This window comes from Catellatospora vulcania (assembly GCF_009720385.1).
Taxonomy (GTDB): Bacteria; Actinomycetota; Actinomycetes; order Mycobacteriales; family Micromonosporaceae; genus Catellatospora; species Catellatospora vulcania.
This window is the reverse complement of the sequence record NZ_WARX01000007.1, coordinates 391,047-415,134: the sequence shown is the minus strand read 5'-3', so window position 1 is coordinate 415,134 and position 24,088 is coordinate 391,047. Positions and strand designations below refer to the sequence as shown.

Below are 24,088 nucleotides of genomic sequence, written 5' to 3'. Positions count from 1 at the left end.
CTCGACCGGGTCAGCGCAGGTAAGGGTCGAGCAGTTTGCGGGCGCCGAGGGACAACAGCTCATCGGCGGCCTGGCGGCCCAGCGCGGGGGCTGTGGTGCGGTCGCCCGCGACGACGGTGGTCAGCAGGCGGTCGCCTTCCGGTGCGTACACCGCGGCACGCAGGGTGACGGTGTCCCATTCGAGGTTCGCGTGTCCGCTGACGGCGCTGTTGCAGCTCGCGCCGAAACGCAGCAGCAGCGCCCGCTCGGCCAGGCTCGCATCCCGGGTGTCCGGGTCGTCCAGCGCCATGACCAGCGTGTACGCCGGCCCCGAGGTGCGGGTCGTGACCACGACCGTGCCCGCGCCGACCGCCGGGCCCATCAGGTCGGCGTCGAGCAGCTGCGTGATGCGGTGGGCCTGGCCGATGCGGTGCAGCCCGCACGCGGCGACGACGATCGCGTCGACGTCGCCTGCGTCCAGGCGCGCGATGCGGCTGTCCACGTTGCCGCGGATCGGCTTGACCCGCAGGTCGGGGCGGGCCCGCTGGAGCTGCGCCTGGCGGCGTACCGCGCTGGTGCCGACGACCGCGTCGCGGGCGAGCTGGTCCAGGCGCAGGCCGTCGCGGCTGATCAGCGCGTCGCGGGGGTCGTCGCGGGGCAGGTACGCCGCGATGCCGATGCCTTCGGGCAGCGCGACGTCGCCGGGGATGTCCTTGAGGCAGTGCACCGCCAGGTCGATGTCACCGGCCTGCAGCAGCGCGTCGATCTCGCTGGTGAACGCGCCCTTGCCGCCCGCCGTGGCGAGGCTGCCGGTCCAGCGGTCGCCGTGGGTGGACACGGGCACGATCCGCACCGCGAGGCCCGCGTGCGCGGACTCCAGTTCGCGGGCGACGTGGCGGGCCTGCGCCAAAGCCATGGTGCTGCCCCGGGTGCCGAGGCGGACGGTCGTCGTCACCTGAGGAACCCTACGGCCAGCCGACATGAACAGGCCGTGAAGCGATCCAGGCGTGTCGTGCGGAAGCTTTTCTTCACCATGAACGACGGCATTGACGTACTTCGCCGCGCGTGATTCGATCTCGCGAACCGTTCTCACATTCCATATCGGAGAGGAAGCTTCAGTGCTTCGACTTCGCCAGGCGATGGCCGCCACGGCCGCCGTCGCCCTCGGCTGGGGCGCCTTCGCCGTCGCCACCGCCGCCCCCGCCACGGCCGCCCTGCCCACGGCCGCCGTCGCGGTCGGTGACAGTTTCATCAGCGGTGAGGGCGCCGGCGCGTACACCGCCGTCGCCGACATCAACGGGACCTCCCAGGGCTTCCCGGGCTGGTCGGCGGCGAACAACAACGCCTACTTCTGCCACCGCTCGGCCAACGCGTCGCTGAATGTGGCCGCGCTGTCGGGCATCGCCGCCCGGTTCAACCTGGCCTGCTCGGGCGGCCAGCCGCACGACATCGCCAACGCGTCGAACACCCGCACCAACGGCCGCCTGGTCGCCTCGCAGCTCAACCAGCTGCGCGCGGTCGCGCAGACCCACGACATCGACGTGGTGCTGGTCGGGCTGGGCTCCAACAACAGCTCGTTCACCTTCGGCGACGTGGCCACGCTGTGCGCGAACCGGTTCATCGCCGACGCGTGGACCGGCTGGTGGGAGTTCTGGGCCTACATCAACGGCCCGGTGCCGCAGGAGCCGTGCACCGATGCCGACCTGGCGTCGGCCGCCGAGGTCGCCGCGGCCACCACCGAGACCACCAACGCGCTCCGCCAGCTGATCACGACCCTGAACGAGATCGACGCCGACGGCCAGCACCGCATCGTGTTCCAGGACTACACCAACCCGCTGCCGTTCGACGTGTACAGCTCGTTCATCGAGCAGGACGGCCGCCAGGACGACCGGGACAAGTTCCGCGACCTGGGCGCGGAGCGCTACGCGGCGGGTTGCCCGATCCACCGCGCCAGCCTCGCCCCCGGCCACCGCTTCTCGGCCAACCTCGGCAACGTGGTGCGCAATTCGCACGCCAACCTGTCCGCCGAGTTCCCCGGCCAGGACCTGGTCTACCTCAACGTGCAGCGCGCCTTCGACGGCGCCCGGCTCTGCGAGAACGCCAACAGCCCGACCGGCGCCCTGGCCACCCCGGTCCGCATCATGGACGGACCGTCCGGCACGCACATCACGAGCCTGTCCGGATACGACAAGATCGCCATCCAGCGGTTCGCGAACGCCTGCGTGACCTACTTCCAGACCTGCCAGGAGTCCTGGCACCCCAACGCCGCCGGCCACGCCGTCCTCGGCCAGTGCCTGGCGGCCGCGGCCACCACCGCCAACCGCACCATCGCCTGCATCCGCAACCCCAACGGCACCCTCACCTTCCAGTAACCCCCTGATCGAAGGAAGGGCGCCTTCCCATCGCTATGCGTGGAGGAAGGTGCCCTTCTTAACGCCCGCGGGCAGGATGCGCAGGTCGCGGGGTCAGGCCGGGAAGAGCCAGGCCATCGCGCCGACGGCCCGGTCGAGGTAGCCGGTCCGCCCGGTGTCGACGCCGTACGCCAGGTCCTCGAAGACACTGCACCGGGCGTAGAAGACAGCGCGCTCGGCGAGCGCCGCGACCTCGGCGTCCTCCGCCGGGTAACGGCCCAGGGCGGCCCGCAGCGCCGCGGGACCGAGGTCCCGGTAGAGCAGCCCGAAGTCGTACGCCGGATCCACCAGCGCGGCGTCGCTCCAGTCGATGACCCCGGTCACCGCCCACCGGGCCGGGTCGACCAGCACGTGCTCGATGCCCAGGTCGTTGTGCGAGAACACGAGACCGTGCCCCGCCGGTGGCGGCGGCGCGTCCAGGAACGCCTCCACCGCACGGCGACACCCCACCGGAACGTGCCCTACGACCGCCCGGTACAACTCCCCGGCCTCGCCGAGCCACTGCGCGGGCGGCTGACCGTCGGTGTCCACCAGACCGGCCCACCGGTCGGCCGGCCCCGCGTGCAGCGCGGCGAGCAACTCCCCCAACTCCACCGCGATCGACACGCCGTGCGCCGACCGCCCCGGCCGGGCCAGCTCCGACAGCGGCACGCCGGGCAGCTTGGCATAAGCCAGGCAGCCCAGCTCCGTGGCCGTGAACAGCGGTTCGGGCACGGGCAGCGGGCAGACCCCGGCGACCGCGGTCAGCAGCCGGGCCTCGTGCTCGACCAGCGCGGCCCGTCGCCGCGGATCGGGCTCCCGGCTGAAACGCACCACGAGCGCGCCGTCGACCTCGTACGCCACATTGTCCAGTCCCGCGCCGAGCTCGACCACCGACCCGATCCGGTAACCGGGCAGGTGAGCTGCGACGACGCCGTGGACGTCGGCTATGGAGTGTCCACCGGGCATTGCTCACCCTACCGAGACACCGCTACGGCACGGTGCACAGCGCCATCCGCAGGTCGCCGACAGCCGCCAGCGCGTCCGCCGGCTCGCCGGTGTCCTCCCACAGCTCACGCCACTCGGAGTCGTCACCGACGACCCGGTCCAGGGCCCGCACCGCGAGCGCCGCCACGTCGTCGGGGACCACCAGCGACCCGCCTTCGAGCAGGAAGTCCGGGGCGTACGGTGAGTTCAGCGGCTCCGCTGGGGCCCGCTGCGACACGATGACCGCCGCGGCCGCGACGGCCCGCACCCCCATCCGGTCGTCGAGGTAGCCCGCGTGGTCGGCCACGGCGGCCAGCGTCTGCCGGATCATCCCGAGCCGGTCGCCCGGATCGGCGTCGTTCAGATCGCCGCACCAGTCGGCGGCGGCGTCGTTGTCGAACGGACCCGAGTCCCATGTGCCCACCAGTGCCTCCTCCGCAGGGCGCAGCGGGACCGTACCGGCCGCATGCGACAAGTCCGCGGATCCGGCCCGTTCCGCCACGCGGTCCCGGCTGCGGCCGCGACACTCGACAGATGGCACCTGATCAGGCCACCGACGTGACCGAGTTCCGCGCCGTGCGGGTTTTCGACGGGGTGAACCCGGCGCTGTCCCCACCCACCACGGTCACCGTCTCCGGCGGCCTCATCACCGGCGTCGGCGGACCGGCCGAGCCCGGCGCGACGGTCGTCGACGGCGGCGGCCGGGTCCTGATGCCGGGGCTGATCGACGCGCACTGGCACGCCATGATGGCCGCCGTGCCGCTGCCGGTGCTGGCCACCGCCGACCCGGGCTACCTGCAGCTGGTCGCCGGCCGGGAGGCGGAACGGACGCTGCTGCGCGGGTTCACGACGGTGCGCGACGCGGGCGGTCCGGTGTTCGCCCTCAAACGGGCCATCGACGAAGGGATCATCGCCGGTCCGCGGATCTACCCCAGCGGCGCGTTCATCAGCCAGACCGCCGGGCACGGCGACTTCCGGTCGCTGCTGGACGTGCCGCGCGAGCCCGGCGCGCCGCTGACCATGGTGGAGCGCACCGGCACCGCGGCCATCGCCGACGGCGTCGACGCGGTGCTGCGGGCGACCCGCGAGCAGCTGATGCGCGGCGCGAGCCAGATCAAGGTGATGGCCGGCGGGGGCGTCGCGTCGCCGTACGACCCGATCGACGTCACCCAGTACACGTTCGCGGAGCTGGCGGCCGCGGTGGAGGCGGCCGGGCACTGGGGCACGTACGTGATGGTGCACGCCTACACCCCCGCGTCGGTGCAGCAGGCGGTCCGGGCCGGGGTGCGCTGCGTCGAGCACGGGCACCTGCTCGACGACGAGACCGCCGCGCTGATGGCCGAGCGGGGTGTGTGGTGGTCGATGCAGCCGTTCCTCGACGACGCCGACGCCGTCCCGATCACCGACCCGGGCGGTCGGGTCAAACAGCTCGCAGTGACCGACGGCACCGAGACCGCGTACCGGCTGGCCCGCAAGCACGGGGTGCGGCTGGCCTGGGGCACCGACACCCTGTTCGACGCCCGGCTGGCCACCCGCCAGGGCGCACAACTGGCCAAACTCGGCCGCTGGTTCGCCCCCGCCGAGGTGCTGCGCATGGCGACGTCGGACAACGCGGCGCTGCTGGCGCTGTCCGGGCCACGTGACCCCTATCCCGCTCCGCTGGGCGTGGTGCAGCCGGGGGCGTACGCGGACCTGCTGCTCGTCGACGGCGACCCGCTGACCGACCTGGACGTGCTCGCCGACCCCGCCCACCTCCGGGTGATCATGAAGGACGGGGTGGCCGTCCGGAACACCCTGCCCTGACGCGGCGGCCGCGGGTTCACGTGCCGGCGCACGCCCGGGGGCAGCACCCGCCACCGGGGGCCGGCAACGGCGCCGACACCTGACCCATGACCTCATCATGCAGATGCGAAGCCGATCTCGCCGCTCTTCACGCAACAGAGAGCCATAACCAAGTAAAGCCCTCGCGGATGCGAGCAGTAGTCTGGATCCCGCGGCGCGCGTCGGACGGGCCGCGCATCCAGGGGAGGAAGCGAATGGGCAGCAGAGGCATCCGGACTGCGCTGGCCGGGCTTGCGCTGGCCGCGGCCATGGCGGCCACCGCATGCGGCAGCGGACAGACCCCGGCCCCGGCGGCCGGCGGCGGCGTCTCCGGCGACGTGACCGTGTTCGCCGCGGCGTCGCTCACCGAGGCGTTCACGAAGATCGGCAAGGACTTCGAGGCCGCGCACCCCGGCACGAAGGTCACGTTCAACTTCGCCGGCAGCTCCGCGCTGGCCACCCAGATCACCCAGGGCGCGCCCGCCGACGTGTTCGCCGCCGCCAGCCCCGCGACCATGAAGACCGTCGTCGACGCCGGCGACGCCACCGGCGTCCCGGTCGTGTTCGTCAAGAACCAGCTCGTCATCGCCGTGCCCAAGGGCAACCCGAAGGGCATCACCACACTGGAGAACCTGAGCAAGCCCGACCTGAAGGTGGCCCTGTGCGCCGAGCAGGTCCCCTGCGGCGCGGCCGCGAAGAAGGCCCTCGACAGCGCCGGGGTCAAGCTCACCCCGGTCACCTTCGAACAGGACGTCAAGGCGGCGCTGTCCAAGGTGAAGCTCGGCGAGGTCGACGCGGCACTGGTGTACCGCACCGACGCCAAGGCCGCGGCCGCCGATGTGGACGGCGTCGAATTCCCCGAGTCCGCCGGCGCGATCAACGACTACCCCGTCGTCGCCCTCAAGGACGCCCCGAACAAGACCGGCGCCGAGGCGTTCCTGGCCTACCTGCAGTCCGCACCCGCGAAGGCCGTGCTGACCGCGGCCGGGTTCCAGGCTCCGTAATCTGAGCCCATGGCCGTCGACGAGATCCACCACCCCGGCGCGGCGGCGACCCCGCCGCGCCGGCGCGGCCAGCGGCGCATCCCGGTCTTCCTGATCGTGCCCGCCGGGCTCGGCCTGGCGTTCCTGGTCCTGCCCCTGCTCGCGCTGCTGCTGCGCACCCCGTGGCGGGAGCTGCCGCAGCACCTGGCCGAGCCCGCGATCCTCGAAGCGCTACGGCTGTCGCTGCTGACCGCCTCCGTCGCCACGATCTTCTGCATCCTGCTCGGCGTGCCCCTGGCCTGGCTGCTCGCCCGGGTCGAGTTCCCCGGACGGCGGCTGGCCCGTGCCCTGATCACCGTCCCGCTGGTGCTGCCACCCGTCGTCGGCGGCGTGGCCCTGCTGCTGCTGTTCGGCCGCCGCGGCCTGATCGGATCCTGGCTCGACGAGACCTTCGGGTTCACGCTCCCGTTCACCACCGCCGGCGTCGTCGTCGCCGAAGCGTTCGTCGCGATGCCGTTCCTGGTCATCGCGGTCGAAGGCGCGCTACGCGGCGCCGACACCCGCTACGAGGAGGCCGCCGCGACGCTGGGCGCCGGCCGCTGGACCACCTTCCGCCGGGTCACCCTGCCGCTGGTCGCACCCGGCATCGCCGCGGGCGCGGTGCTCTGCTGGGCACGGGCGCTGGGCGAGTTCGGCGCGACCATCACCTTCGCGGGCAACTTCCCGGGGCGTACGCAGACCATGCCCCTGGCCGTGTACCTGGCCCTGGAGACCGACCTCGAAGCGGCGATCGTGCTCAGCCTGATCCTGCTCGTCGTCTCGGTGACCATCCTGGTCAGCCTGCGCGACCGCTGGATCAGCAGCCCCTGACCCGGCTCACCCGCCCCGGCGTTCCAGGCCCGTGGACGCGGGACGCGACTTGTCGAGCCCCTCGGCGTCCGCACGCAGCGGACGCCACGCCTGCTGCCCGACCGGCGGGTTCGCGACCCGGCTGCGCGACCGGCCCGCCAGGCCCAGCCCGACCCCGAGCAGCACCAGCCCCGAGGCCACGCACAACACGGCCGCCCACAGCGGCATGACCTCGGCCAGCCCGAGCACACCCGCCACCACCAGCGCGGGCAGCACCCAGATGAAGACCAGCCCGGCGGTGCTCAGCCGCCCCTGCGCCGCACCCGCGTCCCGCGACGCGCCGTGCAGCCACGTCCTGGCGAGGACGAACTCGGTGCGGGACAGGCTCGTCAGCTGCTCTGCTGCCGTGCTTCCCGGATCCTGCGACGACGGGCGGTGTGTCTTGGACATCAGGTCACCTCCACCTGCCTACCTTCTGCCCTGATAACAGTGTGCCGAATCATTTCGGCCGATCCCTCCCATGATCTTCACCCGCAGGTGTGAACCCCGTATGAAAGAAGCCGGAACACCGCGCCCCGCCGCCACATGATCCGCCGACCGCATCCCGTACTAGGCTGGCCGTTATGCAGATCTCGGCACGGGGCCTGGTGTTCGACCTTCACGCCGGCGGCCCGGAGGACGGGCCGGTGGCGCTGCTGCTGCACGGCTTCCCGCAGCACGCCGGGGAGTGGGAGCTGGTCGCCGCCCGCCTGCACGACGCCGGCGTGCGCACCTACGCCTTCGACCAGCGCGGCTACTCCCCCGGCGCGCGCCCTACCGCCGTCGCCGACTACGCCATGGGCGAATGCGTCGCCGACGCGCTCGCGGTGCTCGACGCGCTCGGCGTGGACCGCGCGCACGTGGTCGGCCACGACTGGGGAGCAGTGGTCGCCTGGCATCTGGCCGCCGGGCACGCCGACCGGGTACGGACCCTCACCGCGATCTCCGTGCCGCACCCGACGGCCTTCGCCAGGACCATCGCCACCGACCCCGACCAGCAGCAGCGATCCGCCTACATCGGACTCTTCCAGCAGGAGGGCAAGGCCGAGGACCTGCTGCTCGAAGACGACGGCCGACGGCTGCGGGAGATCTTCACCGGGGTGCCCGCCGAGCGGGTCGAGCGCTTCGTCAGCCCGATGCTGGACCGTGCCCGCCTCACCGGTGGCCTGAACTGGTACCGGGCGCTGACCCTCGGCGCGGGCTTCACCCCGGCGGGCCGGGTCGAGGTGCCGACCACGTTCCTGTGGAGCGACGGCGACTGGGCCATCGGCCCGAAAGCGGCCGACAGCTGCGCCGCCTACGTCACCGGCGACTACCGGTTCGTCACCCTTCCCGGGGTCAGCCACTGGATCCCCGACGAGGCCCCCGACGACACCGCCCGCGAGATCCTGGCCCGCATCACCGAGCAGGACTGAGCGGAGGCACCCGTGTTCGTGAAGATCTGCGGCCTGTCCACCGCCGAGACCGTCGCCACCGCCGTCGACGCAGGAGCCGACGCGATCGGTTTCCTGCTGACCCGCAGCCCGCGCCAGGTCGCCCCCGACACCGCGCGCCGACTGGCCGCCACGGTCCCGCCGCACGTGCTGACCGTCGCCGTCGTCGCCGGCACCGACATCGCCACCGTGCGCGACCTGGTCCGCGACACCGGCCTGCGCGCCCTGCAACTGCACGGCGACTACTCCCGCGCCGACTTCGCCGCGGTCGCCGACCTCGGCCTGACCCTCATCCGGGCGGTCAGCTACCAAGCGCCGGATCTGCACGTCGGCGCATACGGCGAAGACCTGCTGCTGGTCGACGCGACCGAGCCGGGCTCCGGCGGCGCGTGGGACTACACCCTGGTACGCGAACGCGCACCCGGTGACGGCTGGATCCTCGCGGGCGGCCTGACTCCCGACACGGTCGCCGACGCCATCCGGCAGTCCGGGGCGGGCGGCGTGGACGTGTCCAGCGGCGTCGAATCCGCCCGCGGCGTCAAAAGCGAAACCCTGATCAGGGAGTTCATCGCCGCCGCACGCAAAGCAGGCTGACCGCCCGCTCCGTGGGAACGTTCCCACCGGCCCCGCCTCCGGCCGTAGACTGCCGTCGATCGAAGGAGGCGGCATGAACGGCATCCGCGTACGGCTGGCCGCGGTCGCGTGCACGGCCACGCTGGCGGCGCTCTCGTCCACCGGCACCGCCTCGGCACAGCCCGGCGGGATCGACTGCCGCTACCTGCTCACCACCTACCCCGGCGGGTTCACCGCCACCGTGCTGCTGGACAACACCGGCCCCGCCGTCAACGGCTGGGCGCTGACCTGGACGTTCCCGGCCGACACGACCGTGCAGGGCGTGTGGCAGTCCCGGATCACCCAACCCGGCCCCCGCTCGGCGATCGCCGTGAACACCCCCTGGAACGCGGCCATCCCGACGAACACGACCCTCGGCTTCGGCTGGACCGCCGCGGCCCCCGCCACCGACATCCCCACCGACCTGACCATCAACGGCATCCCCTGCTGAAGTTGGACATCCACGACCCCGGCGCCGCCCACCCCGGCGGGCCACGGACCCGACACCCCGAGCAGAAACCTCGTTCCGACGGCCCACCACGCGAACCGGGACCGCCCGAGCGCGACACACCCGCAGTCGGCGACGTACGCACCCTCGACGAGCTGGCCGGCCTGCTACGCGGGCTGCGCCGCCGGCACGCCCGCCGCACCCGCACACCACAGCTGTCCTACCGCGACCTCGCCGCCTCCACCGGCTGGTCGCACGGCATCATCGGCGAATACCTGTCCGGCCGGGTACTGCCACCCACCGATCGCTTCGACACGCTGGTCCGGCTGCTCGGAGCCACCCCCGCCGAACAGGGGGCGCTCGCCACCGCCCGCGACCGCGTCGAAGAACAGCGCCGCCCACGCGCCACCGCGCCACACCAGCTACCCGCCGACGTGCCGGCGTTCACCGGCCGCGACGCACAGCTGTCCGCACTCGACGCCCTGCACATGCCAGGCTGCCCGACCGTCTCGGTCGTGTCGGGCACCGGCGGCGTCGGCAAGACGGCCCTCGCCCTGCACTGGGCGCACCGCGCCGCCGCACGGTTCCCCGACGGGCAACTGCACCTCGACCTGCGCGGCTACGCCCCAGGCCAGCCGCTGCCCGCCGTCGACGCGCTCGGCATGCTGCTGCGCGCACTCGGGCTGGGCCGGGCCGCGATCCCGGCCGGAGTGGACGAACGCGCCGCGGCATACCGCAGCCTGCTGGCCGGGCGGCGGATGCTGGTCCTGCTCGACAACGCGCACAGCGCGGCCCAGGTCCGGCCGCTACTACCAGGCACGGCCGGCTGCGCGGTCCTCGTCACCAGCCGCGACGACCTGGCCGGGCTCGTCGCCCGCGACGGAGCCCACCGGATACGCCTCGACGCGCTGCCCCCCACCGACGCCGTCGCGCTGCTGCGCACACTGCTCGGCACGCGGGTCGACGCCGAACCGGCAGCCGCCGCCGCGCTGGCGTCCCGCTGCGCCGGGCTGCCGCTGGCCCTGCGGGTCGCCACCGAAGTCGCCACCGCGCGACCCGACGCCACCCTGGAACACATCGCGGCCGAGCTGACCGGCGCCGACGCGCTGGACACGCTGCAACTGCCCGGCGACCCGCCCTCGGCCGTGCGCACCGTGCTGTCCTGGTCACACCGGCACCTGAGCCCACCCGCCGCACACGCGTTCGCGCTGCTCGGCCTTTACCCAGGACGAGACGTCGACGCCCCGGCGCTGGCCGCCCTCGCCGACGCGACCACCGACGCCGCCGCGCGGGCACTGGACGACCTGACCCGTGCGCACCTGGTCGAGCGGTCCCCCACCGGCCACACGATGCACGACCTGCTGCGGGCGTACGCCGGCGAACGGGCCCTGGCCGAGCTGACCATCCCCCGACGCCGCGACGCCATCACCCGCCTGCTGCGCCACCACCTCGACGCGACGGCAGCCGCGATGGACCTGCTGTTCCCGCACGAGCACCCCACCCGCCCGACCGTCGCCGCACCCCATCGGCCGCTGCCGTTCCCGGCCGAGCCCGCCGCGGCCCGGCGCTGGCTCGACACCCGCCGCGGCGAGCTGGTACGGCTGGCCGTGTTCGCCGCCGGGCACGACCGCGCGACGGACAGCGCAGGACTGTCCACCCTGCTGTGGCGATACCTCGAAGTCGGCGGGCACCACGAAGAGGCCCTCGCGGTGCACGCCGGGGCGCTGGCCGCACTCGCGCCCCACGCCGCCGAGCGGGCCGCGGTGCTGGCCAACCTCGGCACGATCCACTGGTGGCTGGGCGCCTACGACCAGGCGCGGACCGAACTAACGGAATCGGCCACCGGATTCGCGGCCGCCGGCGACCGGCCAGGGCAGGCACGGGCACTGTCGCGACTGGCCGCGGTACACGAACGGCTGGGGGCGTACGCCGACGCCATGGCGTGCCTCGGCACGGCGCTGATGCTGTGCCGGGCGGCCGAGGACCGGCACGGCGAGGCAGCCATGCTGCTCAACCGCGGTTCACTGCACCGGAGACTGGGCCGCCATGCCCGCGCCGCCGCGCACCACCGCCGGGCCGCGGCGATCTTCGCCGACCTCGGCGACCTCCGGCTCGAAGGATACGCACTGGGCAACCTCGGCGTGACCTACGAGCAGCTCGGTCGCTACCACGAGGCGGAGACCGCGCTGACCCGGGCGCTGGACGGCTGCCGGGCCGCAGGAGACCCGGCAGGACAGGGCAGCGCACTCGCGGCGCTCGCCTCCGTGCACCGGCACACCGGCCGCCCCGCCGAAGCCCTCGACGACCTGGGCCGGGCACTGGCCCTCGGCCGGGACACCAGCGACCGGGGCCTGGAGACCGAGTCGCTCAACGGGCTCGGCGAGACCCTGCGCACCCTGGGCCGGCCCGGGGACGCGCTGGAACGCCATCGCGCGGCCCTGGATCTGGCCGAACACACCGGCGATCGCTTCGAGCAGGCCCGTGCCCTGGAAGGCATCGGCGACGCGCTCGCCGCCCAGGCGGCCGCCGGGCAGGTGCCCGGGGCGGCGCGGGAGCACTGGCGGCGAGCGCTGACGATCTACACCGAGTTGGGAGTCCCGCAAGCGCGACCGCTGCGAGAGCGCACCTGCCCGACCGAGGCCAAGCGCCCCTGCACGACCCGCTGACACCACTCCGCGTGCAGGTCGCTCCTGCGTGTCGCGCCACGACCTCCTCGCGGTCGGCACCGGAATCTGTGACCGGGTGACCAAGAAACATTTGTGATGATTTGATGGGATCCAAGAGTGCTCGGGCCGAAGCGTGCATGGCGGCGCCGATCGGAACGCGGCCCCGGAAGAGGTTCTCGATGTGGCGGAAGAGCGTGGTCGGGGTGGCCGCGATCGTGATGACAACCCTGGTGGCATGTGGCCAGTCGACCCGCCTGCCGGCCGACCGGGACGGCCGACATTCGGATGACCGGGATGCCCGGCTCACCGCCGCGGTTCCCGAGCTGATGCGGCAGGCCTCGGTGCCCGGGGCGATCGTCGGTGTCTGGCAGGAGGGCAAGGCCCCATACGTGCAGGCGTTCGGTGTCCAGGACACGAACACCGGGCAGCCCATGACGACAGATCTCCACATGCGTATCGGCAGCCTCACCAAGACGTTCACCGTGACTGCCCTGCTGCTGCTGGCGCAGCAGGGAAAGCTCGGACTCGACGACCCGATCGACCGGTACGTGCCCGGTGTCCCGAGCGGCGATGTGATCACATTGCGCCAGCTGGCCGCGATGCGCAGCGGGCTCTTCAACTACGCGGACGTGACCCTCGCCAACCTGTCGAACGAGCCCGATCGTCAGTGGACGCCGCAGGAGCTGCTCGCCGTCAGCTTCAGCCGTCCGCTGCTCTTCGAGCCGGGCACGAAGTTCGACTACTCCAACACCAACACCGTGCTGCTGGGGCTCGTCGTCGAGAAGGTCTCCGGCCAGTCGATCGAAGCCTTCATCGACCAGCACATCCTGAAACCGGAACGGCTTGCCAGCACCGTCTTCCCGACCAGCTCCGACTTCCCGTCACCCCACTCCCAGGGCTACGCGAAGGCCGCCGACGGTGCGACCGTGAACGCCACGAACTGGAACCCCTCATGGGGATGGGCGGCCGGTCAGATGGTGTCGACGCTCGACGACGTCCGTGTCTGGACCCAGGACCTGGCCACGGGCAAGCTGTTCACACCCGAGATCCTCCAGCAGCGCAATCAGTTCCTGCCCGCACCCGAGGAGGGCCAGGGCGCTCAGTACGGCCTGGCGATCGAGAACCAGAACGGCTGGCTCGGCCACAACGGCAACATCGCCGGCTACCTGACGTATCCGTACTACCTGCCCGCCGAGCAGACCACCATGGTCGTGATGCTCAACTCGAATGTCGACGTACTGGGGAGCTGGGCGTTGATGGAAGGGATCGTGAAGATCATCAGCCCGCGCCACCCCTGGCCCAAGCCACCCACCGAGTAGCGGGCAACTCCGACGGGACCCTCTCGCTCAGGCCACGAGCGAGAGGGTCTTTTCACTATGCGCGGTCCAGTGGTGAGCGGCCCTCTGAGGCTGTCGATGTTCGGCGACCCACTGTCGGGGACTCGATCCTCGGCGACCTTCAGTCGTCGTCGAGCTGCTGCGAGATCACTACCGCGTTCACCCACGGCACTGGCTGCGCGCCCGCCACGGTGAGGTTCAGCTGGCCGGTCTGCCCGGTCGTGTCGGCGTCCTGGGGCGAGGTGACGGTGACCGTCTGCGGGACGGCCCAGTTCGCCGGGGTGAACACCAGCGCGGCCGGGGACGCGCTCATCGCGGGGTTCGTCGCCCCGCCCACGGGCACGGTCACCACCGCCGCGGGTGCCTGGCTCAGCCGCACTGCGAACGTCGCCGTACCGCCTTCCGGCACCGTCGGCCGGGCCGGGCTCGCGATCACGTACGGCTGCGGGGTGTACGCGCACGGCTGCCCGTTGACGGTGAACGCGGCCGGCGGCGTGTTGGTGAGGTTGGGGTTGGTCTGCACGCCGATCAGCACGGTCACCGAGCCGCCCGCGGGCACAGTCCCGTTGAACGACGCATTGGCCAGGGTGACGTGCCTGCCGGACTGGACCGGCCAGGCGTACGCCGCGAACGTCAGCACCTGCGCCGGGTCCGGCAGGTCGAACTCGGCGGTCCAGCTGGTCACCGCCGCACCGGGCGAGACGGTGACCTGTGCCTGGTAGCCGGTGCCCCAGTTGACGGTCACCTGGTGCCGGACGGTGCAGGTGGGGACCGCACCGGCGGGCGAGGACGGGACCGCGGCCGCGGCGGCGGCCAGCACGAGCAGGGTGAGCAGCCGCGCCGCCGGGCGGCGGGCGGGATGGGAGCGGAGGTTGTCTGCCATGGCCATGATGGTCGGTGCCGTGCGGCGCGCACCGGACCGCCGTTGGACAGGACTGGACATCGGTGTACGCCACGCCCACGTCGGGTACAACGGAATAGCAGGTCAACGGGGATGAGGTGAGGTCGGGTGGCACTCGGCCCGGAGGACGAGCGGCGGCTCGCGGAGCTGGCCGAGCGCACCCGCGCGGACGACCCGCAGTTCGCGCTCGGGCTCGGCGCGGGTGAACCGCGGCCGCCCGCCGAGTACCGCCGAGGCCGCCGGTCGGGGCTGCGGATCGCGCTCGGCCTGGCCGGGTTCGCGCTGGCCCTGGGCCTGTTCGCGGCAGGCGCCCCGGGCGGCGGACTCATCGCCGCGCTGGGCGCTGTGCTCACGCTGGTCACGATCGGCGACGGCTTCTCCGGCCCCAGCGCCGACTAGCCGGCCGCGCGGTACGCCTTTCCGGCCGCGGTGGGGCTGTCGCCGTCGCGGTACAGCGCGGTGCCCTGGTGGCCCTCGGTGGGCCACGGCAGCGCGAACCACGCGTAGCGCTCCACGTAGGACAGGCTCTCCATCATCTTCGTCGAACCGGTGACGAACGCGGCCTGCTGCGCGTCGCTCGGGTACACCGCCCCGCCCGCACCCCACTTGATCAGGGAGTACTCGGTGACCCAGATCGGCATCCGGTAGCGCTGGTACACGGCCTGCAGGTAGTTCCTCAGGTGCCCGACGGCGGCCGAGGAGAAGTCTCCGCCGTACCAGTGCAGGGTGATGAAGTCGACCCGGTAGCCGCGTGTCTTCGCGCCGGCCATGAACCGGTCCAGCCAGCCCCCGGCCTTGTCCGCGCCGACCGCGACCGCAGGGCTGCCCATCCGCAGGCCGGTCGCCTGCAGGCGCGGCCACAGGTCCAGGGCGCGCTCCACGGTCATGTTCGACTGGCTGGCGAAGTCGGGTTCGTTGAAGCCCAGCAGCACCTTGCCCGATTTCTTCGCCCGCGCCAGTTCCGCGTCGGTCACCGACTTCTCGCCCCAGATCATCGGCACGAACGCGGCGCTGGTGCCCGCGTCCTTGCTCGGGCCTGCCGACCAGTTGTAGTACCAGCTCGCGCGGACGTCGGTCAGCGCCGCCTTGAGGCCGCCGAAGTTCCAGACGCTGACGCCCTTCTTCGGCGACGTCTTCGCCGGCTCGCCGGCCGCGCTCTTCGCGCTCGGCGACACCGAGGGCTTCGCGGAGGCGGACGCGCTCGCCGACGGCCCGGCCGAGGCCGAACCGGACACCGCCGGGTCCGGCACGCCCTGCGTCACCGCCGCGGGCTCCCCCGGCCCTGCTGTGGTCGCCCCGTCGTCGCTCCACAGCCGAACCGCCGCGAAGGTCCCTCCGATCAGGACCGCGACGGTCAGCGCCACCGCCAGCCACAGCTTGCGGCGGTCGCGCCGCACGTGCCTGCCGGGTAACCGCTGCGAGGTCTCGTCCACGAGCCGACACCCTAGCCGCCGCGCGTGAACACGGCATCTCAGGGCACCGGACGCTCCCACGGAACGGCCGGTGCCCTGGGACACCGTCTCTAAAGTTTCCTAGGCTGCTGGGACGTGGGCGTCCCAGTCGATGCGGTGGTCGAACTGCCAGGCCATCTTCTCCGGCTTGGCCAGCAGTTTCATCGCCGTCGGCAGCAGCGCGTCGCGCAGCACCCGGGCCACCGGGCCGGCGGCCTTGTCGCTGTTGGTGCGCGCCGCCACGGCGATGATGCGCTCGACCCGCTCCCGGCGCAGCCGCTCGTACGCGATGAACGCCTGCTCGGCGGGCAGGTCGCGCAGGCAGCGGGCGAGCTGCACCGCGCTCTCCGCGGCCAGGGAGGCGCCCTGGCCCGACGACGGCGAGGTGGCGTGCGCGGCGTCGCCGACCAGCACCATCCGGCCCCGGTGCCAGTTCGGCACGCGCGGGATGTCCTCCATGCCGCCGACCGCGACGAACTCGGACTCCACGGAGGTGCGCAGGATGGCCTGCACCGGCATCCGGTCGTCGGCGAACGCCTCGGTGATCACCCGCAGCCACTCCCGCGGGCTGGTCCTGTTCGCCTGCGACCAGGTCATCGGCTGCGGGTGCGGCAGGTTGGCGAACCAGCCGCAGCGACCGTCGTCGAACACCTGGTAGCCGAAGAACGCGCGCTTGCCGAACATCATGTACATCGCGTCGCCGGTGCTCGGCAGGCCGGTGCCGGTCGACCAGCCGCCGAAGCCGAGCAGGCCGGTGTAGCGGGGCTTGGGCGCGGCCGGGTCGATGAGCGTACGCACCGTGGAGCGGATGCCGTCCGCGCCGATCAGGACGTCGGCCTCGGCGGCGGTGCCGTCCGCGAAGTGCGCCCGCACGCCGGTGGGCGCGTCCGGCGATCCCAGGTTCTCCGCCGACACCAGGCGCTTGCCGTGCTCGACGGGGATGCCGCGGCGCGCCGCCTCACCGTAGAGGGCCTGGTAGAGGTCGGGCCGCATCACGAACCGCTGCGGCTCCATGCCGCTCGGGCCGCCGAACTCGGCCAGCCGCTTGCCGGTCCAGCTGTGGATCACGATGCTCGACATGGGCAGGCCGATCGCGCGTACCACGTCGTCGGCGCCGATCACCTTGAGCGCGGCCAGGCCGTTGGGCGCGATGCTCAGGCCGCCGCCGACGTTGTCGGCGGTGCTGCCGTACGCCTCGTACACGCGTGCTTCGATGCCCGCCTGCTGCAGGGCCATCGCGGCCACCGGGCCGGCGATGCCGCCGCCCACGACCAGGGCGGATCTCACTTTCGTCATGACTGTCTGCTCCCCATGGGTAGCCGGCCGGTCGGTGCGACCGGCTCGGGTTCGGATCGGTGCGCGCCGAACCGGCAGGGGAACCCGGCTATCCTTGCGGTTGCCACCTCTCGTGGCCGGGCCCCTGTGGTGCGGTGCGAGGGTTGAGGTCTCCGGCGGCGTGTTGGCGCACGCTGCCGGGGACCGCTTCACGAGGTCACTGCGGGTGCAGGCCCCTTTCCATCAGCTCCGCCAGCTCCGGCGGAACGACTCCGGTCTCGCTGAAGACCTGCCAGTCCGCCAGACCCGGGAACGTGCCGGAGGTCAGCTCGCCGAGCAGCCCGCGTACGAAGCCGATCTCGGCCTCGGCCACGGCCAGCTCGTACTCCTCCTCGACGAGGAAAAGCCGCGGGACCTCGCGGGCCGCCTCCGCCAGCGCCGTGCGACGAGCGGCGAGCGCCTTCTCCAGCGCGGTGAGCCGCTGGGCCAGCAGGTCGGCCGCCTCACCGGGCGACAGCACCGCCAGCACCGACAGTGCGGCCGTGAACCGCGACTGCTCGTGCTCGGGCGTGGACAGCAGCTCGCGCACCCAGTCGGTCAGCTCGGCCCGGCCCGCGTCGGTGATGCGGTAGACGGTCCGCTCCGGGCGGCCGCCCTGGCGCACGCTCTCGCCGGCCTCGACCAGACCGTGCTTCTCCAGGTTCTGCACGACCGTGTACAGCGAGCCCCATTTGATCTTCATGTTCTGGTCCTTGCCGTGCTCGCGCAGGACCGAGGCCATCTGGTACGGGTGCATGGGCTGCTGGACGAGCGCGGACAGCACGGCCAGCGCCATCAGATTGCCGACCTTGCGCCGTTTCGCCACGTCCGTCACCTTCCTCGTTGGTCAGCCTTGACTACTCGTGAGCGAGTATACGCATCCGAGCACTCGCTCGCCACCGCTAGGTTGACCCGTATGCGACTGCTCCTGCTGGGCGGCACCCGATTCCTCGGCCGCGCGCTCGCGCACGACGCCTCCGCCCGGGGCTGGCAGGTCACCGCGTTCCACCGCGGTGTGACGGGCCTGCCACCGGCCGGGGTCGACTCCGTGCTCGGCGACCGGACGGCGGCGGCAGACCTCGCCCTGCTCACCCGCCAGACCTGGGACGCGATCATCGACACCTGGGACGGCGCGCCGCAGGTCGCCGCGCTAGCCGCGGCCACCCTGGAACCGATCTGCGGCCGGTACCTCCACGTGTCGAGCCGCTCGGTCTACCGCGACCTGTCGACCCTTGGCCTGACCGAGCTGTCCCCACTGGTGCCGCCGGAAGGCGAGAGCTTCGGCGCACTCAAAGCAGCCGCCGAGCACGCGGTACGCACCGTTTACGGCGAACGGGCGCTGATCGCGCGGCCCGGCCTCGTCCTCGGACCGCACGAGCAGCCCGAACGCCTCGTCTGGTGGCTGCGGCGGCTCGCCCGCGGCGGCGACGTGCCGATCCCCGGACCACCGGACCTCGGCCTCCAGTACATCGACGTGCGGGATCTCGCGGGCTGGCTGCTCGACGCCGCGCACGCGGGTCGCGGCGGGACCTACAACGTGGTGAGCCGCCCCGGTCACACCACGATGGGGGCACTGCTGACGGCCTGTGCCGAGGCAGCGGGTGCCAGCGCCCGGCTGCGCTGGGTGCCGCCCGAGGCCTTCACTGCGGCAGGGGTGCAGCCCTGGTCCGAGCTGCCGATCTGGATTCCGGAGGGCAGTGGCGTGCGCGGCCTGCACGAGACCGACGCGGAGCGCGCGCACGCGGCCGGCCTGCGCTGCCGCCCGATCGAGCAGACCGTCGCCGACACCTGGGCCTGGCTCACCACGACATCCGGCCCGCTGGCCGCCGAGGGCCTCGGCCGGCAACGCGAGTCGGCGCTGCTGCAAGCCGTCGACGAAGCCTGACCGCAGCGGAGCGATCCGCCTGCCGCAGCTCCTCGCGGGCCGGATCGACTGCGCCGTAGCGGCTCAGGCGAGCGCGGCTGCCCAGACGCCCGTGTGCCGGTCCAGGTAGGAGGCGGTGTCCCGCCAGTACGGGCCGTCCTCGGTGAAGATCCGCGCCCAGGGCTGCCGGTTCTCCCGGGCGCCCGTCTCCAGCAGGTCGTACATGGCCCGCGCCCGGCGGCCGAGCAGCGCGGCCAGTTCCGGACCCTCACTCGGGTCCAGTCCGTAGCCACCGGTGAAGGCACGCAGCCGGGCCGCGGACTCGGCCGGGTCGCGGCGCGGACTCATCCCGGCCATGCTCTGCGCCGCGTACGACAGGTCCCACAGCCGGGAGCTGGGGGCCACGTTGTCCCAGTCGATCAGCACCCAACCGCGCTCGGCGCGGACCAGGTTCCACGGCGAGACGTCGTTGTGGCAGATCAGCTCGGTGCGGTCCGGCGGGATCGGCGACTCCCACCGGGTCCCCGGCGCGGGTGCGAAGGAGGCCGCGGCGTCGTGCAGGCCGCGTTGCATCCGGCCGATCTCGGCGAGTTCCGCCAGGGTGTACGTCCCGGTCGCGTCGCCGATCTCGCCGGACACGAATTCCAGCACCTGGCGGCCCTGCTCGTCACGGCCGAGCGCGCGGGGCGCACCGGTGAACCCGGCCTCCTGCAGGTGCCGCAGAAAGGCGTCCACGCCCTCCGTCCACGGCCCGGCGGGCCGCCGCACCGTGTCCCCCACCCGCACCACACCCGCGGTCACATTCCCGACCAGCGCCTCTTCACCCTCCAACACCCCACGATCCTCAGCCCCCCGCACCCGGGTCGCAACTCTTTAAGAGTTGCGGCTTCAGGGCACCGGCGAAGGCGCGACTCTTAAAGAGTTGCGCCGGGGCGGGCGGGGGCGGCGCGGCGGTCAGCGGCGGCGGGTGAGGCGGGCCATGATGCGGCCCGGGGTCATCGGGACGACGGAGATCATGAGGCGGCCGGAGGGGTCCTTGGCCGGGGTGATCGCGTACATGCGCAGGCCGCGGCGCCAGATGAGCGGGCGGGGCAGGCGCAGGCCGGCGGCGCGCAGCGGGGCCGAGCCCTGCTGACCGCGGGCGTGCACGCGCACCCGTACCGACCGGCGCTGCCCGCTGGCGGCGCTGGCGTTGATGACGTCGGCGACCTTGAACTCGGCCTGCACGACGGTGGCGGGGCGGCTCTCGGTTACCTGGACCGCCGCGGTCAGGTCCTCGGCGTGCAGGCCGATCTCCCCGTGCGAGGCCAGGTCCGGCAGCGGGCTGCGGGCGGTGATCGCGAGCACGGTCGTGCCGTCGGCAGCGCGCCGCCACACCGCCTGGGTGGCGTCGAGCTTGGCGGCCCAGCCGGCCGCGTGCGCGGTGACCTCGAAGACCTCGTCCGGCAGCGACGAGCCGGGGGTACGGAAGCCGGGGTAGGCGGCGTACCAGCGGTCGCCCTCCACGACGATCGGGGCGATGCCCTGCTCCACGTCCTGGCGGATCACGGCGAGCAGGTCGTCGACGTCGCCGGCCTGCACGACGGCGATGCGCAGCCGGGTCTCGACCTCCAGCTCCGCGCCGGTCTCGGCGGTGAGGTGCCGGTCGGCGAGCTCGCGTACGCAGTCGTGCACGGCCTGCTGCACGGACGGGTCGACGGTGAGCAGGTCGTCGCGCAGCACGACGGCGACCTCGAGCGCGAACAGCCGGGACAGCACGGCCTCGCGGTCCTTGCCGGGCGGCATCAGCCCGACGGTGAACTCCATGAGGCGGCGCAGGCAGTAGAGCCGGTCCGCGGCGTTGCTGAGGTGGGTGACGTTCTGGGCGTTGAGCCGGCGCACCGCGTAGTAGCAGTCGTAGTCGGCGACGACCGAGACCCGCGAGGCGCGGTGGCAGGCCTCCAGGGTGAACGGGAAGTCGCTGCCGATCGGCATGTCCTCGGGGTAGCGCAGGTGGTGCCGCTCGACGAGGTCGCGGGAGAACAGCTTGATGTTGCCCAGCGACCAGGACAGCGCCGAGTCCGCGAAGGTGATCTCCGCCGCGTTGTGGGCGAAGACCTCCTGGTACACGAAGCGGCTGTTCACGCCGACGGTCTTGCCGAGCACGACCTCGGAGCCGTACCGGTCGGCCGCGTCGACCATGCGCTCCAGGGCCTCGGGGCCCATGTAGTCGTCGGCCCCGATGAAGAAGACGAACCGGCCGGTGGCCACGCCCAGGCCGTTGTTGCAGGGGCTGGCTGGGCCGCCGGAGTTGGGCTGCCGGATGACCTTGACGGACGGGTAACGCTCGGCGAACCGGGCCAGCTCGGCGGGGCTGCCGTCGGTGGAGCCGTCGTCGACCGCGATGATCTCCATGCGGTCGTGGCCGATGGTCTGGTTGACCAGGGAGTTCATGCAGCGGCGCAGGTCGGGCATCGTGTTGTACACCGGCACGATGACGCTGACGTCGACTGCGGTCACTGCTTGGCCTCCGGCGCTCGGTGGTGCGGGGGTCAGCGTGGAGACACCCGGGTGCGGCTTGCTGGCGACTACGGTAACAATAGGCCGGCAGCGCGGGTAGATCAGGAGCGGAGCCCTGGTCCGCGGGCGGAACCGACGAAGGGCGGACCATGGGAGTCGAACGTCGCGAGGGCGGCCGGGGACGTGTCGTCATGCTGGTCGACAACGCGGTCAACGGCGACTCACGGGTCCAGAAGACGGCCCGCTCGGCGGCCGACGCCGGCTGGGACGTGACCCTGCTCGGCCTGTCCCCCGATCACGAGCCCCAGGAGTGGATGATCGGCGGCGCGCGGGTGCGCCTGCTGCCCGGCGGCAACCGCGCCCGGGGCGCGGCGGGCGGCCTGCGGCGCCGCTGGCAGGAGCTGCCCCCCTCGGTGCGCCGGGTGCGCCGTCCTGCCGACTGGGTGATCACCCGGTACTGGATGCAGCGCATGGGCGACCACGCGTGGCGCAAGCTGGAGCCCGGCCTGATCGGGTTCGACAACAAGTACGGGCCGGTCATCGACGAGCTGCGGCCCGACATCATCCACGCCCACGACTTCCGCATGATCGGCGTCGGCGCGCGGGCCGCGGCCCGTGCCCGCCACCACGGCCGCGACGTCAAGCTGGTCTGGGACGCGCACGAGTACCTGCCGGGTGTGCGCCCCTGGCGGGACAACTACCGCTGGCAGCCCGCCCACATCGCGTACGAGCGCGAGTACGCCCCGTACGCCGACGCGGTGATCACGGTCTCCGACGAGCTGGCGCAGATGCTGCAGCGCGACCACCACCTGGCCGAGCTGCCCGCGATCGTGCTCAACGCGCCCGACATGTCGGAGGGCGGCGAGCAGCCCGAGGTGAGCCTGCGCGAGCGCTGCGGCATCGGCCCGGACGTGCCGCTGCTGGTGTACAGCGGCGCGGCGGCTCCGGCGCGCGGGCTGGCGGTCATGGTCGAGGCGCTGCCGCAGCTGCCCGGCGTGCACATGGCCATGGTGATCAACCTGCCGTCCGGCGAGTACGCGACCGGCCTGATCGCCCGTGCCACCGAGCTGGGCGTCGCCGACCGGCTGCACGTCACCGGCTACGTGCCCGCGGCCCAGGTGGCGAACTTCCTGGCCGGGGCGACGGCCGGGGTGATCCCGATCAGGCATTTCGTCAACCACGAGATCTCGCTGATCACGAAGTTCTTCGAGTACTCCCACGCCCGCCTGCCGATCATCGCCAGCGACGTGCGCACCATGGCGGCGACGATCCGCGGCACCGGGCAGGGCGAGGTGTTCCGCGCCGACGACGTGGCCGACTTCGTGCGGGCGGCGCAGCAGGTGCTCGCCGACCCGGAGCGCTACCGCGCCGCGTACGACAAGCCGGGTCTGCTCGACGGCTGGACGTGGGCCGCCCAGGCCGAGGTCCTCGACGGGGTCTACACGAGCCTGCTGCCGGTCGCTCCTCGCTGACCCGACCGCGGCGCGCACTCTCCGTCACCTCGCGGCGGAGGGGTATCCGTGTGGCGGCCACAACCCAGATGTTGTGACCACAACCCAGATGTTGTGGCCGCTGCACAGAGACATCTCTCCGGGCGGGCCGCCGGCGGTGCTGCCGAGCCGGCTCAGGACGGGTCGGCGCCGGTGTACCAGCGGGCGGCCGTGCCGTGCCACAGGTCGTCGAGTTCGTGCGGTGCGCAGCCCGCGAACACGTCGGTGTAGCAGTCGTAGAGGGCGGCGAAGCCGCTGCGCAGCCGCTCGATCGGCAGGTCCGAGCCGAGCATGCAGCGGTGCGGCCCGAAGGCGTCCAGCGCGGCCAGCAGCCACGGGCGCACCCGGTCGGTGGTCCAGTCGCCGAAGACGGTGCCCAGGGCGTCGATCCGGGTGGCCGTGTTCGGGACGGACGCCACGGCCTTGAGCCGCTCGGCGTGCTCGCGTCGACCGACCTCGCTCAGGTCGCCGGGCCAGCCGAAGTGGTCGAGCACGATGCTGACCTGCGGCAGCGCGCGGGCCAGCCGCAGCACCTGGTCGAGCTGGTCGCCGCCGGCCTCGACGGTGAGCGTGAGACCGTGCCCGGCCAGCAGGCCGAGGTGCCGCGTGACCTGCTCGTCGTCGGATCCGGAACCGCCGAGCGCGGCGACCGTCCGGATCCGCACCCCGGCGGCGCGGTCCAGCTCGGCGAAGCTGCGTACGAACGCGGGCCAGCCCGCTGACGCCGGGTCGGCGAGCGTGACCAGCCACAGCTCAAGGTCCTGGCCGTCGGCCTGGCGCTGCGCCCAGGCGGCGGCGTGCAGCGGGTCGGCCGCGCCCGCATCGGACCAGATGACGCCCCGCATGGGGTGGTCCGAGGTCTCGCGGCGGTAGTCGGCCAGCGTGTACACGTCGGGCAGCGAGCTGTAGTCGCCGATCATGTCGCGCACCATGGTGCGGTCGGCGAGCCAGAAGACCGGGTCGTCGCGCTGGTCCCAGAGGTGGACATTGCAGTCCAAAATCTCCCGCACCGGCCGAAGGTATCC

23 protein-coding genes are annotated in these 24,088 nt (G+C 72.7%); 12 read left to right on the top strand and 11 right to left on the bottom strand.

Features of this window, described 5'->3' with window-relative positions; translation table 11 throughout:
- Nucleotides 1–10: 10 nt before the first annotated feature.
- Entirely contained in the window at nucleotides 11–934 is a 924-nt protein-coding gene (gene hemC, locus F6W97_RS29935) for a hydroxymethylbilane synthase (protein WP_230687091.1), read from the bottom strand.
- Between the two features lie 184 nt (nucleotides 935–1,118).
- Between hemC and F6W97_RS29930 the strand changes: the two genes are divergently transcribed.
- Nucleotides 1,119–2,351 carry an SGNH/GDSL hydrolase family protein gene (locus F6W97_RS29930; protein WP_407924620.1) on the top strand — a complete coding sequence of 411 codons (1,233 nt, stop codon included), beginning with the start codon at nucleotides 1,119–1,121 and terminating at the stop codon, nucleotides 2,349–2,351.
- A 93-nt stretch (nucleotides 2,352–2,444) separates the two neighbouring features.
- Here F6W97_RS29930 and F6W97_RS29925 read toward each other — a convergent pair whose 3' ends face one another.
- Nucleotides 2,445–3,338, bottom strand: a complete 894-nt coding sequence (locus tag F6W97_RS29925; protein ID WP_155373889.1) for a phosphotransferase family protein — start codon at nucleotides 3,336–3,338, stop codon at nucleotides 2,445–2,447.
- 22 nt (nucleotides 3,339–3,360) lie between these two features.
- Nucleotides 3,361–3,780: a DUF4259 domain-containing protein gene (locus tag F6W97_RS29920; RefSeq protein ID WP_155373888.1), complete on the bottom strand. Its 420-nt coding sequence runs from the start codon at nucleotides 3,778–3,780 to the stop codon at nucleotides 3,361–3,363.
- Nucleotides 3,781–3,890: 110 nt separating this feature from the next.
- On the opposite strand from F6W97_RS29920, the gene F6W97_RS29915 reads away from it, so the two are divergent.
- The 3 genes from F6W97_RS29915 (at nucleotide 3,891) to F6W97_RS29905 (ending at nucleotide 7,030) form a co-directional block, all read left to right on the top strand.
- On the top strand, nucleotides 3,891–5,159 hold the full coding sequence (locus F6W97_RS29915) for a metal-dependent hydrolase family protein (RefSeq protein ID WP_230687090.1): 1,269 nt from the start codon (nucleotides 3,891–3,893) through the stop codon (nucleotides 5,157–5,159).
- A gap of 233 nt (nucleotides 5,160–5,392) precedes the next feature.
- A complete protein-coding gene (modA, locus tag F6W97_RS29910) occupies nucleotides 5,393–6,181 on the top strand; it encodes a molybdate ABC transporter substrate-binding protein (RefSeq protein ID WP_155373886.1) in 789 nt (262 codons plus the stop codon).
- A 9-nt stretch (nucleotides 6,182–6,190) separates the two neighbouring features.
- Nucleotides 6,191–7,030 carry an ABC transporter permease gene (locus tag F6W97_RS29905; protein WP_155373885.1) on the top strand — a complete coding sequence of 280 codons (840 nt, stop codon included), beginning with the start codon at nucleotides 6,191–6,193 and terminating at the stop codon, nucleotides 7,028–7,030.
- A gap of 6 nt (nucleotides 7,031–7,036) precedes the next feature.
- Here F6W97_RS29905 and F6W97_RS29900 read toward each other — a convergent pair whose 3' ends face one another.
- The gene (locus F6W97_RS29900) at nucleotides 7,037–7,459 is read right to left on the bottom strand and encodes a phage holin family protein (RefSeq protein WP_155373884.1); all 423 of its coding nucleotides are present in this window, start codon (nucleotides 7,457–7,459) and stop codon (nucleotides 7,037–7,039) included.
- 173 nt (nucleotides 7,460–7,632) lie between these two features.
- Between F6W97_RS29900 and F6W97_RS29895 the strand changes: the two genes are divergently transcribed.
- From F6W97_RS29895 to F6W97_RS29875, 5 genes are all read left to right on the top strand, one after another.
- Nucleotides 7,633–8,463: an alpha/beta fold hydrolase gene (locus tag F6W97_RS29895; RefSeq protein ID WP_155373883.1), complete on the top strand. Its 831-nt coding sequence runs from the start codon at nucleotides 7,633–7,635 to the stop codon at nucleotides 8,461–8,463.
- Between the two features lie 12 nt (nucleotides 8,464–8,475).
- Entirely contained in the window at nucleotides 8,476–9,075 is a 600-nt protein-coding gene (locus F6W97_RS29890; protein ID WP_155373882.1) for a phosphoribosylanthranilate isomerase, read from the top strand.
- Nucleotides 9,076–9,148: 73 nt separating this feature from the next.
- The gene (locus F6W97_RS29885) at nucleotides 9,149–9,544 is read left to right on the top strand and encodes a cellulose binding domain-containing protein (protein WP_155373881.1); all 396 of its coding nucleotides are present in this window, start codon (nucleotides 9,149–9,151) and stop codon (nucleotides 9,542–9,544) included.
- Nucleotides 9,545–9,546: 2 nt separating this feature from the next.
- The gene (locus tag F6W97_RS29880) at nucleotides 9,547–12,207 is read left to right on the top strand and encodes an ATP-binding protein (protein ID WP_155373880.1); all 2,661 of its coding nucleotides are present in this window, start codon (nucleotides 9,547–9,549) and stop codon (nucleotides 12,205–12,207) included.
- 179 nt (nucleotides 12,208–12,386) lie between these two features.
- Entirely contained in the window at nucleotides 12,387–13,526 is a 1,140-nt protein-coding gene (locus tag F6W97_RS29875; RefSeq protein ID WP_155373879.1) for a serine hydrolase domain-containing protein, read from the top strand.
- 139 nt (nucleotides 13,527–13,665) lie between these two features.
- On the opposite strand, the gene F6W97_RS29870 is transcribed toward F6W97_RS29875, so the two are convergent.
- Entirely contained in the window at nucleotides 13,666–14,427 is a 762-nt protein-coding gene (locus F6W97_RS29870) for a cellulose binding domain-containing protein (RefSeq protein WP_196279389.1), read from the bottom strand.
- Between the two features lie 126 nt (nucleotides 14,428–14,553).
- Between F6W97_RS29870 and F6W97_RS29865 the strand changes: the two genes are divergently transcribed.
- Entirely contained in the window at nucleotides 14,554–14,844 is a 291-nt protein-coding gene (locus tag F6W97_RS29865; RefSeq protein WP_155373877.1) for a DUF3040 domain-containing protein, read from the top strand.
- On the opposite strand, the gene F6W97_RS29860 is transcribed toward F6W97_RS29865, so the two are convergent.
- The 3 genes from F6W97_RS29860 to F6W97_RS29850 all read right to left on the bottom strand — a co-directional run bounded on the left by F6W97_RS29860 (nucleotide 14,841) and on the right by F6W97_RS29850 (nucleotide 18,036).
- Nucleotides 14,841–15,878: a glycoside hydrolase family protein gene (locus F6W97_RS29860; protein ID WP_230687089.1), complete on the bottom strand. Its 1,038-nt coding sequence runs from the start codon at nucleotides 15,876–15,878 to the stop codon at nucleotides 14,841–14,843. The genes F6W97_RS29865 and F6W97_RS29860 overlap by 4 nt on opposite strands.
- Before the next feature lie 99 nt (nucleotides 15,879–15,977).
- Nucleotides 15,978–17,192: an FAD-dependent oxidoreductase gene (locus tag F6W97_RS29855; RefSeq protein ID WP_155373875.1), complete on the bottom strand. Its 1,215-nt coding sequence runs from the start codon at nucleotides 17,190–17,192 to the stop codon at nucleotides 15,978–15,980.
- 196 nt (nucleotides 17,193–17,388) lie between these two features.
- A complete protein-coding gene (locus F6W97_RS29850) occupies nucleotides 17,389–18,036 on the bottom strand; it encodes a PadR family transcriptional regulator (RefSeq protein WP_155373874.1) in 648 nt (215 codons plus the stop codon).
- Between the two features lie 90 nt (nucleotides 18,037–18,126).
- Here F6W97_RS29850 and F6W97_RS29845 point away from each other — a divergent pair, with 90 nt between their 5' ends.
- Nucleotides 18,127–19,095, top strand: a complete 969-nt coding sequence (locus F6W97_RS29845) for an NAD-dependent epimerase/dehydratase family protein (RefSeq protein ID WP_155373873.1) — start codon at nucleotides 18,127–18,129, stop codon at nucleotides 19,093–19,095.
- Nucleotides 19,096–19,158: 63 nt separating this feature from the next.
- On the opposite strand, the gene F6W97_RS29840 is transcribed toward F6W97_RS29845, so the two are convergent.
- Both F6W97_RS29840 and F6W97_RS29835 read right to left on the bottom strand, forming a co-directional pair.
- Nucleotides 19,159–19,908 (bottom strand): phosphotransferase, encoded by a 750-nt coding sequence (locus tag F6W97_RS29840; protein ID WP_155373872.1) that lies wholly within the window; start codon nucleotides 19,906–19,908, stop codon nucleotides 19,159–19,161.
- A 120-nt stretch (nucleotides 19,909–20,028) separates the two neighbouring features.
- The gene (locus F6W97_RS29835; RefSeq protein ID WP_155373871.1) at nucleotides 20,029–21,573 is read right to left on the bottom strand and encodes a glycosyltransferase family 2 protein; all 1,545 of its coding nucleotides are present in this window, start codon (nucleotides 21,571–21,573) and stop codon (nucleotides 20,029–20,031) included.
- 149 nt (nucleotides 21,574–21,722) lie between these two features.
- Between F6W97_RS29835 and F6W97_RS29830 the strand changes: the two genes are divergently transcribed.
- Nucleotides 21,723–23,045 (top strand): glycosyltransferase family 4 protein, encoded by a 1,323-nt coding sequence (locus F6W97_RS29830; protein WP_230687088.1) that lies wholly within the window; start codon nucleotides 21,723–21,725, stop codon nucleotides 23,043–23,045.
- Between the two features lie 152 nt (nucleotides 23,046–23,197).
- On the opposite strand, the gene F6W97_RS29825 is transcribed toward F6W97_RS29830, so the two are convergent.
- Nucleotides 23,198–24,073, bottom strand: coding sequence for an amidohydrolase family protein (locus tag F6W97_RS29825; RefSeq protein ID WP_230687087.1), 876 nt, complete (start codon nucleotides 24,071–24,073; stop codon nucleotides 23,198–23,200).
- Between the last annotated feature and the right edge of the window lie 15 nt (nucleotides 24,074–24,088).